This window comes from Roseateles sp. GW821-FHT09G09, from assembly GCF_059415965.1.
Map to the genome: position 1 here is coordinate 634142 of NZ_JBWKOG010000001.1, position 12641 is coordinate 646782.

General features: G+C 70.7%; 13 protein-coding genes. 10 read left to right on the forward strand and 3 right to left on the reverse strand.

Features of this window, described 5'->3' with window-relative positions:
• Positions 1 to 220: 220 nt before the first annotated feature.
• Entirely contained in the window at positions 221 to 1492 is a 1272-nt protein-coding gene (locus tag AC07O8_RS02795; protein WP_088408129.1) for a Glu/Leu/Phe/Val family dehydrogenase, read from the forward strand.
• Positions 1493 to 1574: 82 nt separating this feature from the next.
• On the opposite strand, the gene AC07O8_RS02800 is transcribed toward AC07O8_RS02795, so the two are convergent.
• Positions 1575 to 2153, reverse strand: a complete 579-nt coding sequence (locus AC07O8_RS02800) for a DJ-1/PfpI family protein (protein WP_495046585.1) — start codon at positions 2151 to 2153, stop codon at positions 1575 to 1577.
• Positions 2154 to 2223: 70 nt separating this feature from the next.
• Positions 2224 to 2973 carry a phosphatase PAP2 family protein gene (locus tag AC07O8_RS02805; RefSeq protein WP_495046586.1) on the reverse strand — a complete coding sequence of 250 codons (750 nt, stop codon included), beginning with the start codon at positions 2971 to 2973 and terminating at the stop codon, positions 2224 to 2226.
• A 157-nt stretch (positions 2974 to 3130) separates the two neighbouring features.
• On the opposite strand from AC07O8_RS02805, the gene AC07O8_RS02810 reads away from it, so the two are divergent.
• From AC07O8_RS02810 to AC07O8_RS02835, 6 genes are read left to right on the forward strand one after another with little or no spacing between them, the layout of a single operon-like run.
• Complete coding sequence (locus AC07O8_RS02810; RefSeq protein WP_495046587.1) at positions 3131 to 3793, forward strand: response regulator transcription factor; 663 nt, start codon at positions 3131 to 3133, stop codon at positions 3791 to 3793.
• Positions 3790 to 5127, forward strand: coding sequence for a sensor histidine kinase (locus tag AC07O8_RS02815; protein ID WP_495046588.1), 1338 nt, complete (start codon positions 3790 to 3792; stop codon positions 5125 to 5127). The genes AC07O8_RS02810 and AC07O8_RS02815 overlap by 4 nt, the downstream gene beginning before the upstream one ends.
• Positions 5128 to 5157: 30 nt before the next feature.
• Positions 5158 to 6147, forward strand: coding sequence for a KpsF/GutQ family sugar-phosphate isomerase (locus AC07O8_RS02820; RefSeq protein ID WP_495046589.1), 990 nt, complete (start codon positions 5158 to 5160; stop codon positions 6145 to 6147).
• Positions 6148 to 6191: 44 nt separating this feature from the next.
• Positions 6192 to 6791: a KdsC family phosphatase gene (locus tag AC07O8_RS02825; protein WP_495046966.1), complete on the forward strand. Its 600-nt coding sequence runs from the start codon at positions 6192 to 6194 to the stop codon at positions 6789 to 6791.
• On the forward strand, positions 6791 to 7561 hold the full coding sequence (lptC, locus tag AC07O8_RS02830) for an LPS export ABC transporter periplasmic protein LptC (protein ID WP_495046590.1): 771 nt from the start codon (positions 6791 to 6793) through the stop codon (positions 7559 to 7561). The genes AC07O8_RS02825 and lptC overlap by 1 nt, the downstream gene beginning before the upstream one ends.
• Positions 7558 to 8334 (forward strand): SDR family oxidoreductase, encoded by a 777-nt coding sequence (locus AC07O8_RS02835; RefSeq protein WP_495046591.1) that lies wholly within the window; start codon positions 7558 to 7560, stop codon positions 8332 to 8334. Before lptC ends, AC07O8_RS02835 begins: the two co-directional genes overlap by 4 nt.
• 213 nt (positions 8335 to 8547) lie before the next feature.
• On the opposite strand, the gene rbp is transcribed toward AC07O8_RS02835, so the two are convergent.
• Positions 8548 to 9066: an RNA-binding regulator gene (gene rbp, locus AC07O8_RS02840; protein ID WP_067280428.1), complete on the reverse strand. Its 519-nt coding sequence runs from the start codon at positions 9064 to 9066 to the stop codon at positions 8548 to 8550.
• Between the two features lie 352 nt (positions 9067 to 9418).
• Here rbp and AC07O8_RS02845 point away from each other — a divergent pair, with 352 nt between their 5' ends.
• From AC07O8_RS02845 to creC, 3 genes are read left to right on the forward strand one after another with little or no spacing between them, the layout of a single operon-like run.
• The gene (locus tag AC07O8_RS02845; protein WP_495046967.1) at positions 9419 to 10312 is read left to right on the forward strand and encodes a helical backbone metal receptor; all 894 of its coding nucleotides are present in this window, start codon (positions 9419 to 9421) and stop codon (positions 10310 to 10312) included.
• A gap of 38 nt (positions 10313 to 10350) precedes the next feature.
• Complete coding sequence (creB, locus tag AC07O8_RS02850) at positions 10351 to 11067, forward strand: two-component system response regulator CreB (RefSeq protein WP_495046968.1); 717 nt, start codon at positions 10351 to 10353, stop codon at positions 11065 to 11067.
• A gap of 6 nt (positions 11068 to 11073) precedes the next feature.
• Entirely contained in the window at positions 11074 to 12591 is a 1518-nt protein-coding gene (creC, locus tag AC07O8_RS02855; protein WP_495046592.1) for a two-component system sensor histidine kinase CreC, read from the forward strand.
• Positions 12592 to 12641 lie beyond the last annotated feature (50 nt).

Below are 12641 nucleotides of genomic sequence, written 5' to 3' on the forward strand. Positions count from 1 at the left end.
CCCGCCGCCCGGCGTCCGTCGCATTCCACACACACCCCGGCGTGCGCGGCGCGGGGCGCGCCCCGTCCGCGGGGGCTTGGCTTTGGTCACTTCCCAGGCGCAAACTACCTGCCTTATGCATGGGGCGCATGCCCGCATGTGCACTCGGCTTTGCCGCACGTGGCGGACGGGCAGGGCTTCGGGGTACCGTTCGCGCCACCGAAAAGTTACGGAGCATTTCATGCCCAACCTGTCTTTCGTTTCCCCCACGCGCAACAGTCCCTGGGGCACCTACCTGTCCCAGATCGACGCCGTCGAGCCCTACCTGGGCAAGCTGGCCCGCTGGGTGGAAACGCTGCGCCGCCCCAAGCGCGCGCTGATCGTGGACATCCCCATCGAACTCGACAACGGCACCATCGCCCACTTCGAGGGCTATCGCGTCCAGCACAGCCTGACCCGCGGTCCCGGCAAGGGCGGCGTGCGCTACCACCCGGACGTCACGCTGGAAGAAGTGATGGCGCTCTCCGCCTGGATGACGGTCAAGAACGCCGCGGTGAACCTGCCGTACGGCGGCGCGAAGGGCGGCATCCGCCTGGACCCGAAGACGCTGTCGATGAAGGAGCTGGAGAAGGTCACCCGCCGCTACACCAGCGAGATCGGCATGATCATCGGCCCGACGCAGGACATCCCCGCGCCTGACGTGAACACCAACGGCCAGATCATGGCCTGGATGATGGACACGTACTCGATGAACGTCGGCGCGACCGCCACCGGCGTCGTCACCGGCAAGCCGATCGCGCTGGGCGGTTCGCTCGGCCGCGTGGCCGCCACCGGCCGCGGCGTGTTCGTCGTCGGCCGCGAAGCGATGCGCCGCCTGAACGTGAACCTGGAAGGCGCGCGCGTCGCCGTGCAGGGCTTCGGCAACGTCGGTTCCGTGGCCGCCAAGATGTTCGCCGCCAACGGCGCCATCGTCGTCGCGGTGCAGGACCACACCGGCACCATCCTGAACGAGAACGGCCTGGACATGACCGACCTGCTGGACCACCTGGCCCGCACGGGCGGCGTGGGCGGCTTCAAGGGCGCGGACCGCATCGACAACGAGAACTTCTGGGACGTGAAGTCGGACATCCTGATCCCGGCCGCCCTGGAAGGCCAGATCACCGGCGAACGCGCCAAGCGCGTGCAGACCCGCGTCGTGATCGAGGGCGCGAACGGCCCGACCACCCCGGACGGCGACGCCGTGCTGGCGGACCGCGGCATCATCGTCGTGCCCGACGTGATCGCCAATGCCGGCGGCGTGACCGTGTCCTACTTCGAATGGGTGCAGGACTTCTCGTCGTTCTTCTGGACCGAGGACGAGATCAACGTCCGCCTGGACAAGATCCTCGTCGGCGCGTTCAAGGGCATCTGGGACACGGCCGAACAGCACAAGATCCCGCTGCGCACGGCGGCCTTCACGGTCGCCTGCACGCGGGTGCTGGAAGCGCGCGAAGAGCGCGGCCTGTACCCCTGACCCAGTGACCGCGGTGTCTCGCGGTTCCCCGCGGTTTCTCGCGGTTACGACGAAACGGGCGCCTCGGCGCCCGTTTTTTTCGTCAGTGCGTGATCTTCGTGCCGAGCACCGCGAGGAACTGCGCGATCCAGGCGGGATGCGCCGGCCAGGCCGGCGCGGTGACGAGCTTGCCGTCGGTGACCGCCTGGTCGACCGGGATGTCGGCGTAGCTGGCGCCGGCCAGCTCGACTTCCGCCGCACAGGCCGGGTAGGCCGAGACCTTCCTGCCGCGGATGATGCCGGCCGCGGCCAGCAGCTGCGCACCGTGGCAGATCGCCGCGATGGGCTTGTCGGCCTGCGAGAAGTGCTGCACCAGCGGCAGCACGCCCGGCATCGTGCGCAGGTACTCAGGCGCCCGGCCGCCCGGGATCACGAGCGCGTCGTAATCCCCCGGCTTGATGTCGTCGAAACTGGCGTTCAAGGTGAAGCGGTGACCCGGCTTCTCGGAATAGGTCTGCGCGCCTTCGAAATCGTGGATCGCCGTCAGGACGAAGTCCCCGGCCTTCTTGCCGGGGCAGATCGCATGGACCTGGTGTCCCACCGCCTGCAGCGCCTGGAACGGCACCATCAGCTCGTAGTCCTCGACGTAATCGCCGGCCAGCAGCAGCAGCTTCTTGCCCATCGCATCTCTCCAGAGTCGGTTGCAGGAGCGCCGATTCTGGGAGGCCGCGATGCCCAGGTCGATGAATCCGTCAGGTACCCGCGTCGGCGTCACGGGCTCGCAGCCACGGCGCCGCGACGACGGCCAGCGTCCAGCAGATCCAGCCGGTCCACATCGTGTGGCTCGGGTAATGCGCGCCGCGCGCCATCTGCGCGAAGCCGTAGGTCACGCCCATGGTCAGCACCGCGCCCAGCGCGACCCGCGCCTGCCGCGGATAGGCGCGCCGCAGCATGAAGAAGAGGCTGAAGAAGGCGAAGGCGGAACTCGCATGTCCCGAGGGAAAGCAATGGCCCGGCCCGCCGTCGCGCAGGCCGAAGCGCCAGTGCGACACGTAGTGCGCGACGCCGCCGAACTCGGCGAGGTCCCAGGGGCAGCTCGTCGTGCTGCCCTGCTTCATCAACGGGATCAGGATCAGGCTGACCGCCGTCAGCGCGACCGCGCCCCAGCGTTCGCGCCGCGTGAGTCCGGGCCACAGGGGTCGGACCGCGTTGATCAGCAGCATCACGACCAGGCCCGTGGCCATCCAGCGGCCGCCCTGGTGCAGGAGGCCCGAGGTCATCCAGTGGTCGCGCAGCGCGAAGCCATGCGCGTCGGCGAAGAGCCGCACGACGGCGAGGTCCCACCCGGCCAGGTCCCAGAGCATCAGCGCCGCCAGGCCCGCCAGCGCGACGAGCCAGCCGCGCCGCAGCGCCGGGAGCGACATCGCCCCGACGGGCGACAGGACCGGCGTCGCGGTCGAACCGGCGCCGAGCTGAAGGGAGGACAGAGGATGCGGCTTCACGGGGCGCAGTGGGCGCCGCGGCGCTGAAGTCGCCCTGAAGCCAAGCTGAAGGCCGGCTGAAGACGCAGGTCGCTTCGCACATCGGCGGCGGTGCTCGCGCGACCTGTCGACGGCTGCTATCTTCCCGGTTCGACGATCCGGCCCGAAGGCCCCTGCCATGCGACTGCTGCTGCTCGAAGACGACGAACTCCTTGGCGAGGCCTTGCGCGACTTCCTCGGTGCCGAGGGCCACGCGGTGACCTGGGCCCGCCGGCTGTCCGAGGTGCTGCCGCGGCAGCACGAGGAATTCGAGGCGCTGCTGGTCGACTGGCAGCTGCCGGACGGCTCCGGCCTGGACTGGCTGCGCGGGCTGCGCCAGCGCGGCGTGTCGACGCCGGCGCTGATGCTGACCGCGCGCGACCTGCTGGCCGACCGCCTCCAGGGCCTGGACAGCGGCGCCGACGATTACCTCGTCAAACCCTTCGCTCCGGAGGAGCTCGCCGCCCGGCTGCGCGCGGTCAGCCGCCGCCACGTGGGCGCGAGCAGTTCGCAGCGGCGCTACGGCGACGTGGTGCTCGACCTTGCCGCCAAGCGCGCGGCGCGTGACGGCCACGCGGTCGAGCTGACCGCCCGGGAATGGGCCGTGCTCGAGGCGCTGGCGCAGCGCGGCGGGCGGCTGTATCCGAAACGCGAGCTCGAGCTGCAGGTGCTCGGCGACGACGCCGAGGTGGTGAGCAACGCGCTGGAGGTCCACGTGTCCAGCTTGCGGCGCAAGCTCGGTCGCGAGTTGATCGAGACCGTCCGCGGCCTGGGCTACCGGCTCGGGCTGGAGGCCGCGTGAATGTGCAGGGAAACGAGGAGGTGAACGCGCCCACGGGCCCGCGCCGCCCCTCGATCGCCGGCCGCCTGGCGCGCCAGCTGCTGCTGATTTCCGCCTTCTGGGCGCTGCTGGCCGGCGTCAGCGTCTGGCTGGTCGTGCAGGAGGAGGTGGACGAGCTGCTCGACGAGACGTTGCAGGCGTCCTCGCAGGTGCTGGGACAGCTGCTGCGCCAGAGCAGCGCCATGCCGGCCGAGATCGCGGACAACGACGACCTCAGCACCCACTTCGCGTGGCAACTGGTCGGGGCGGACGGCGCGCTGTTGCACCGCTCGCCCCTGGCGCCGGTGAACGCGTGGAAGCTGCCGCCCGGCTTCAGCGACTGGCAGGACGACGGCACCGACGGCGACGACTGGCGCGTCCACGTGCGCCCGCTGCCGACGGTGGCCGGACCGGGCTGGCTGATGGTGGCGCAGACCAGCGCCGAGCGCAAGGAAGTGCGCAGCCGCGTCGGGCTCGCCAGCGCGTTCTCCGCCTTGCTGGTCGGCGGGCTCTGCATGATGTGGATGAACCGGCGCGCCCGGGCCGAACTGGCCCCGCTGGCCGAGCTGTCCAGCGCGCTCGCCGGCTACGACCCGCTCGATACCCGGCAGCTGCTGCCCGAGCAGCACCGTCAGGAACTTGCGGGGATCCGCGCCGCCGTGCTCGACCTCGGGCAACGCCTGGCACAGCGCGTGGCCAACGAGCGCGCCTTCAGCGCCCATGCGGCGCATGCGCTGCGCACGCCGCTCGCGGGCATGGATGCGCAGCTCGCGATGGCGCTGCGCGAGGCGCCGCCCGAATCGCGCGCCCGGCTGCAGCGCACCCGCGAGGCGGCCGACCGCCTGCGACGGGTCGTGACCGCGTTGCTGACGCTGTTCCGCACCGGCATGAGCCTGCGCTGGCAGCGCCTGGACCTGAACGAACTGCTGTCGCTGCTGCCGCTGCCGGACGGTCTCGCGCTGGACCTGCCGGAGGACGACACCGGCATCGACGCCGATCCCGATCTGCTGGCCGCCGCGTTGATCAACCTGATCGACAACGCGTGGCGGCACGGCGCCTCGCAGGTCCAGCTGCGCCTGCATCGGCAGCCCGACGGCGGCCTCCTGCTGGCGCTCACCGACAACGGCGAGGGCACGGCCGACTGGCAGCGCGTGGACCTCAACGACGCGCTGGAGCGCCAGCAGTACGAAGGCCGCATGGGACTGGGACTCATGATGGCCGACCTGGTGGCGCGCGCCCATGGCGGCGACCTGCGCCTGCCCCCCGTGGACGGGGGCTTCGGCGTGGCGATGCGGCTGGGGCCGGCGCCGGACTGAAGCGACCCCGGCGGCTACACTTTCGCCCTTATGACGACCCATGCCGCCCTCACCCATTCCCGCGCGCTCGACGTGGCCCGCGCGGCCTTGAAAGTCGAGGCCGACGCGCTGCTGGCGCTCGGTCCGCGCCTGGGCGATTCGTTCGAGCAGGTCGTGCGGACGATCCTCGACAGCGCCGGTCGCGTCGTCGTGATGGGCATGGGCAAGAGCGGCCACGTCGGCCGCAAGATCGCCGCCACGCTGGCGTCCACCGGCACGCCCGCGTTCTTCGTCCATCCCGGCGAAGCCAGCCACGGCGACCTCGGCATGGTCACGCCCGGCGACATCGTGCTGGCGCTGTCCAATTCCGGCGAGAGCGACGAGCTCAACGCCATCATCCCGGTGCTCAAGCGCCTGGGCGTCACGCTGATCGGCATGACGGGCGGCCTGTCGTCGTCGCTGGCCAAGCATTCGGACTTCGTGCTGGATTCGCGCGTCGAGCAGGAAGCCTGTCCGCTGAACCTGGCGCCGACCGCCAGCACCACCGCCCAGATCGCCCTCGGCGACGCGCTGGCCGTGGCGCTGCTCGACGCCCGCGGCTTCCGCGCCGAGGACTTCGCCCGCTCGCATCCGGGCGGCTCGCTCGGCCGCCGCCTGCTGACGCACGTGCGCGACCTGATGCGCAGCGGCGACTCGCTGCCGCGCGTCACCGCCGAGCTGCCGCTGCTGGAGATGATGCGGGTGATGTCCGACAAGGGCCTGGGCTGCGCCGTGCTGGCCGATGCCGACGGCAAGGTCGGCGGCATCTTCACGGACGGCGACCTGCGCCGCCTGATCGAACGCGGCACCGACCTGCGCGGCCTGACCGCCGGACAGGTGATGCATCCAAATCCGCGCACGGTCGCCGCCGACGCGCTGGCCGTGGTCGCGGCCGACCTGATGGAGCAGGCCCGGATCACGCTGGTCCTGGCGGTCGACGACGAACAGCGGCTGGTCGGCGCGATCAGCATCAACGACCTGATGCGCGCGAAGGTGATCTGATGAGCGGCACGCCTTCCTATACCCCGGGCAACCCGGCGGCGGCGATGCCGGCGGTGGTGCGTGAACTCAAGCCCGCGCTGTCCTTCCCGCCCGAGCTGCTGCTGAAGGCGCAGGGTCCGGCGCTCGGCCTCAAGGCCGCGATCTTCGATGTGGACGGCGTGCTGACCGACGGCCGCATCTACCTGAGCGAAGCGGGCGAGACGATCAAGGCGTTCGCGACGCTGGACGGTCACGGCATGAAGCTGCTGGCGCAGGGCGGCATCGTGCCGATCGTGATCACCGGACGGGACTCGCCGGCGGTGCGTCGCCGGGTCGCCGATCTGGGCCTGCCGCACGCCGTCTACGGTGCGAAGAACAAGCTCGCCGCGGCGCAGCCGCTGCTCGATCAGCTGGGCCTGCAGTGGGACGAGGTCGCCGCGATCGGCGACGACTGGCCCGACCTGCCGCTGATGGTGCGCGCGGGCTTCGCCTGCGCGCCGGCCCAGGCCCATGCCGAGGTCAAGGCGGTCGCGCACCATGTCACCGCCGCCGCCGGCGGCCACGGCGCCGCGCGCGAGTTCTGCGACCTGCTGCTGATGGCGGCCGGCCAGTACGCGCGGCTGCTGCACGGTCACCTCGAGACGCTGGACGGGAGCGGTCACTGATGGCGGCGCTGGTTCCGCCGCCGACCGCGCCGCGCCGCCGCGCCCAGCCCTTGCTGGGGCGCCTGCAGTCGATGCTGGCCAACTATGTGCCGCTGCTGCTGATGGCGATGCTGGCCGGCTTCACCTGGTGGCTCATCAAGAACACGCCGCAGCTCGAGGCCCCGCGCGAGAAGGCCGCACCCAAGCATGAGCCGGACTACCGGATGAACGGCTTCGAGGTGCAGCGCTTCAGCAGCGACGGCCGGCTCACCGGCCGGATCATCGGCACCGAGATGCGCCACTACCCCGACAACGACACGCTGGAGATCGACAGCCCGCAGCTGCGTGCCTACGGCAAGCTGGACGAACTGCTGGTCGCGGACGCGCAGCGCGGCGTGTCCAACGGCGACGGCAGCGAGGTGCAACTGCTCGGCGACGTGAAGGTCAAGCGCTTCCCCGACGGCGATACCTCGCAGCCGCCCGACCTGGAGCTCTACGGCGAGTTCCTGCATGCCTTCGTGCCGCAGCAGCAGATCCGCTCCCACCTGCCGGCGCGGGTCGTCGGCATGGGCGGCGAGATGCAGGTCAAGAGCTTCGTCTACGACCAGGTGACCGGTCGTCTGACCTTCAGCGGCGGCGGTCGTGCGACCTTCGCCGCGAAGCCCGGCGTGCGTCCGTCGCTGAAGCCCGCCAAGGCCGGCGCAAAAGCCGGTGCACAGGCCGGCGCACAGGCGGCCGCCAAGCCGGGAACTGCGGCCTCCGCCGCCACCGCCGCCGCTCGCAAGCCATGAACCGACTTGTCTACATCACCGGTGCCTCCAGCGGCATCGGTCAGGCGCTCGCGCTGCAGTACTACCGCGAAGGCTGGAACCTGGCGCTCGTCGCGCGCCGCGTCGAGGAGTTGAGCGCCTGGGCCGAGCAGCAACAGCTGACCCCGTCGCGCTGGCGCGTGTACCGGGCCGACGTCAGCGACGTCGAGGCCATCGCGGCGACAGGCCGCCGCTGCATCGCCGAGCAGGGCCTGCCCGACGTCGTGATCGCCAACGCCGGCATCAGCATCGGCATGGACACGGCGATCTACGAGGACCTCGCCGTGATGCAGCGCCTCTACGCCACCAACAACATCGGCCTGGCCGCGACCTTCCACCCCTTCATCAGCGCGATGCGCGCGCGCCGCAGCGGCACGCTGGTGGGCATCGCCAGCGTCGCGGGTATCCGCGGCCTGCCGGGACATGGCGCTTACTGTTCCAGCAAGGCCGCCGTGTTCAGTTATTGCGAGAGCCTGCGGGGGGAATGTCGGCCCGATGGCGTGAAGGTCGTGACGATCGCGCCGGGGTATGTCGATACCCCGCTGACGCGCGAGAACCGCTACGGGATGCCCTTCCTGATGCAGCCGGAGGACTTCGCGCGCAAGGCCTACGGCGCGATCGAGGCGGGCGCGCGGGTGCGGTTCATCCCGTGGCAGATGGGCGTCGTGGCGCGCCTCATGCGGCTGCTGCCAGGCGCGGTCTTCGACCGCCTGCTGGCGGGACGGCCGCGCAAGCATCGTCAGGGCGAGAGCTGACGCCGCTTCACTGCCACGGCTGCTGGCCCTCACCCCCACCCTCTCCCGCAAGCGGGAGAGGGGGCAAGACAAGACCCTGGCACTGCTGGCGCTGCGAGCTCTGCCGGCGCTTGCCGGGCCCGCGGGCAGGATGTTGATCGATCAAAGAAAAAGGCGCTCCGAGGAGCGCCTTTCTCATTGCGAGGCGGGATGAACCCGCCTGCCGTGCGTGGCTCAGTAGCCGCCGCGACCGCCGCCGTAGCTGCCGCCGCCGCCACCACCGTAGCCGCCACCGCCGCCGCCGCCGTAACCGCCGCCGCCGCTACGGCCACCGCCGTAACCGCCGCCGCCGCCACTGCGACCACCGCCGCCGCCACCACCGTAGCCGCCGCCACCACCACCGCCGTAGCCGCCGCCACCGCTGCGGCCACCGCCGCCGCCGAAGCCGCCACCACCGCTGCGGCCACCGCCGCCGCCGAAGCCGCCACCGCCGCCCGGACGGTCTTCACGCGGACGAGCCACGTTGACGACGATCGCGCGGCCGTCGAGGGCCTGACCGTTCATGCCGTTGATGGCAGCCTGCGCTTCATCGTCCGTCGACATTTCCACGAAGCCGAAGCCCTTGGAACGTCCGGTCTCACGATCCATCATCACCTTGGCGGAAATGACGGTGCCGAATGGCGCGAATGCCTCCTGGAGCGACTCATCTCGCACGCTGTAAGCGAGGTTGCCCACGTATAGCTTGTTTCCCATGGGGGAAGCCCTTTCAAAACCAAATAACCCAATGTGCTGCTTCAACCCATCGTGAACCACTCATACGAAGGCGCTGCATTCAGGCGATCCGATTATGTGTGACAGGATTGGCGGTTCGCAACGCGTCAAGCTGGTTGTTGTTTTTCAGCTTATGCGCACAAACCCCGAGCAGTGTCGGAAGCGCTCAACAATCCCCGCCTCCGGCCTCTTGGTGGGGCAAATCAGGTTCCTGACTCCCTCCATTCACGCCTAGTGTTTTCCACTATGCGGTTGCCAGCCGCTGAAATCGCACAACGTGTCGCCCATCGCCCCCCCGCTCCCCCTTCCGGACGAAGTCCCCGCCGCACCGCGGATGCGCATCGTCTCGCTCGTCCCCTCGGTGACGGAACTGCTGTTCGCACTCGGATTGGGGCCGTGGATCGTCGGCCGAACCGGTTTTTGCATTCACCCCGCGCCGGCGGTGTCAGCAATATCAAAGATCGGTGGGACGAAGGACGTCAACCTCCCCAAGTTGCGTGCGCTGGCCCCCACCCATGTGGTGGTCAACGTGGACGAGAACCGGCTGGAGACGGTGGAGGCGCTGCGCGCTTTCATCCCCCATTTGGTGGTGACGCATCCGTGTGGGCCGGAAGACAACCTCCGCTTGATCGCGCAGATCGTCGAGATGGTGGAGGTTTTTGCCGCCGAACTGGGGGTCAGGTCTGAACTCGCCGGCAGAAAAGTGGCGTCGATGGGCGGAATTTCCTACCTCGAAGGGGCGCTGCCGGATGTCCCCGATCTTCGTGACCGGGCCGGACGCCTCGCCGCCGCCTTGCGGGAGGAACTGGCCGCCTGCCGCTCGTTCCTCGCCGGGCACCCGACCGAACACACCGGCCGCCGCGTGCTTTACCTGATCTGGCGCGCCCCCTGGATGACGGTGGCGCGGGACACCTACATCGCGCGCATGCTCGGCGAAGTCGGCTGGCACACCTGGCCGCCGGTCGACGGCGGTCCGCACGGCGCGGCGCGTTACCCGGTCGTGACCGGTGAGGAAGCCTGGCTGGCGGAGATCGACGAGCTGCTCCTCAGCTCGGAGCCCTACCGCTTCGGCGAGGCGCATCTGGCCGAAGCGCAGGCGCTCTGCCCGAACGCCCGGGTGCGGCTGGTCGACGGCGAACTGGTCAGCTGGTACGGCCCGCGCGCGGCCGAAGGCTTGCGTTACCTCCGCAGGCTGGCCGAAGGGAAATCCGGCGCAACTCCGCGATGATCGCGGACATGAGCACGTCTTCCGCCGCCACGTCTCCCATGTCTCCCATGTCGTCCGCGCCATCGCCTGCCCCGTTCGCTGGCCAGGTCCTCCTGCTGGAGGACGATCCCGCGATCGCCCAGACCGTCTGCTTCGTGCTGGAGCGCGAGGGCTACCGGGTCCGCGCCTGCGGCTGGCTGCACGAGGCGCGCAGCGCGCTGGCCGCGAACGCGCCGGATCTGGCGATCCTCGACGTCGGCCTGCCGGACGGCAACGGCCTGGACCTGTGCCGCGAGTTGCGCCAGGGCCTACTGGCGCGCCTGCCGGTGCTGGTGCTCAGCGCCCGCAGCGAGGAGGGCGACAAGGTGCTGGGCCTGGAGCTGGGCGCCGACGACTACCTCGCCAAACCCTTCAGTAACCGGGAACTGGTCGCGCGGGTGCGGGCGCTCCTGCGCCGCGCCCAGGCGCCGACGGAGCCTGCGCCGCCGGCTGTCGCGGGCTTCGTCGTCGAGGCCGAGGGCTCCCGCGTGCGCTTCCATGGCGAACTGCTGCCGCTCACGCGCCGCGAGCTCGGCCTGATGCTGCGGCTGCTGAAGGCGCCCGGACGCATCCACAGCCGGGACAGCCTGCTCGACGCCGTCTGGGGCATGGACGCCGACAGCGGCGACCGCACCGTGGACACCCACATCAAGACCCTGCGCGCCAAGCTGCGCCAGGTGCGGCCCGACCTCGACCCGATCCGCACGCACCGCGGCATGGGTTATTCGCTGGAGTGACGGCGGATGCGCCTCGGCCTGCGCCTGTTCCTCGGCTTCTTCCTGGTGGCGGGGCTGAGCGCCTTCATCCTGCTGCGCGTGGTGCTGGGCGAGTTCAAGCCCAGCGTGCGCGAGGTGATGGAGGACATGATGGTCGACACCGCCAACCTGGTGGCCGCGCTGGCGCGCGACGAGCTCGCCGCGATGCCGCCGGGCGGCACCCTCGCCGGCACGCGCTTCGCGCAACGGGTGCACGACTATGCGCAACGTCCCGTCGATGCGCTCATCCTCACGACCCGCAAACGCACGCTGGATTTCCGGATCTACGTGACGGACGCGACCGGACGCGTCGTGCTCGACACCAGCCCGGTGCCGGCGGTGGGCGAGGACTTCTCGGCCTGGAACGACGTGGCCCGCACGCTGCGGGGCGAGTACGGCGCGCGCTCGACCCCCGAGCGGCTGAGGCCTTACGGCCATGCCGCCGACCTGGGCAACGGCAAGGACGCGCAGGGCAGCCCGGTCATGCACGTCGCGGCGCCGGTGCTCGTGGACGGACGCACGATCGGCGTCGTGACGGTCGCCAAGCCGGCGGCCGCCGTCCAGCAGATCATCTACCGCGCCGAGCGCCGCATCTGGATCGCGGGCCTCGGCCTGCTGGCCGTTTCACTGGCCGTCGGGGTGGCCGTGACCGCGTGGATGATCCTCACCGTGCGGCGGCTGCGGCGTTACGCGCAGGAGGTCCAGCTCGGGCAGCGCCAGCCGCCGCCGAAGGTGCCCGGCGAACTCGGCGATCTGGCCCAGGCCATGGACGCGATGCGCGAGCGCCTGGACGGGCGGGAGCACCTGGAGCACATGGCACGGGCGTTGACGCATGAACTGAAGAGCCCGCTGGCGGCGCTGCGCGGCGCCGGCGAACTGCTGCAGGACGACCTGCCCGTCGCCGACCGGCAGCGCTTCGCCGCGCAGGTGGTCGCCCAGAGCGAGCGCATGACGGAGCTGGTCGAACGCCTGCTCGCGTTGTCCACGCTGGAACTGCGGCGCGGACCGGAGCGTCCCCGTCCGGTGGCGCTGGTCGGCGCGGTCGACGAGGCGCTGGCCCAGTTGGGCGACCGGCTCGCGCAGCAGGGGCTGGCGGTGCGCTGGCTGCGCCGCGACGCGGTGGAGCTGCTGGCCGACGCCGAGATGCTGGCGCTGGCCATCAGCAACCTGCTGACGAACGCGATCGACTTCGCGCCGGCGGGCTCGGAGCTGGCGCTGCAGGTCGGCATCGAACCCGCGAGCGATGCACACGGCGCTCACGCCTTCTTTGAACTGCGCGATCACGGCCCCGGCGTGCCGGCGGGCGCGTTCGCGCAACTGGGCGAGCGTTTCTTCTCGACCGCCCGGCCCGGCAGCCTGCGCAAGGGCTCCGGCCTGGGCCTGGCGATCGTGCGCCAGATCGCCGGCCTGCACCGCGGCGAATTGCGCTTCGAACCGGCCGAGCCGGGACTGCGGGTGCGGCTCGCCTTCCCGCTCTTCACGGCCGCTTCACAAACTTCGTCCTGAACTCACCGCCGCTGCCGAGACTGCCGCCTTCCGTGGACTGCCGATGGGCA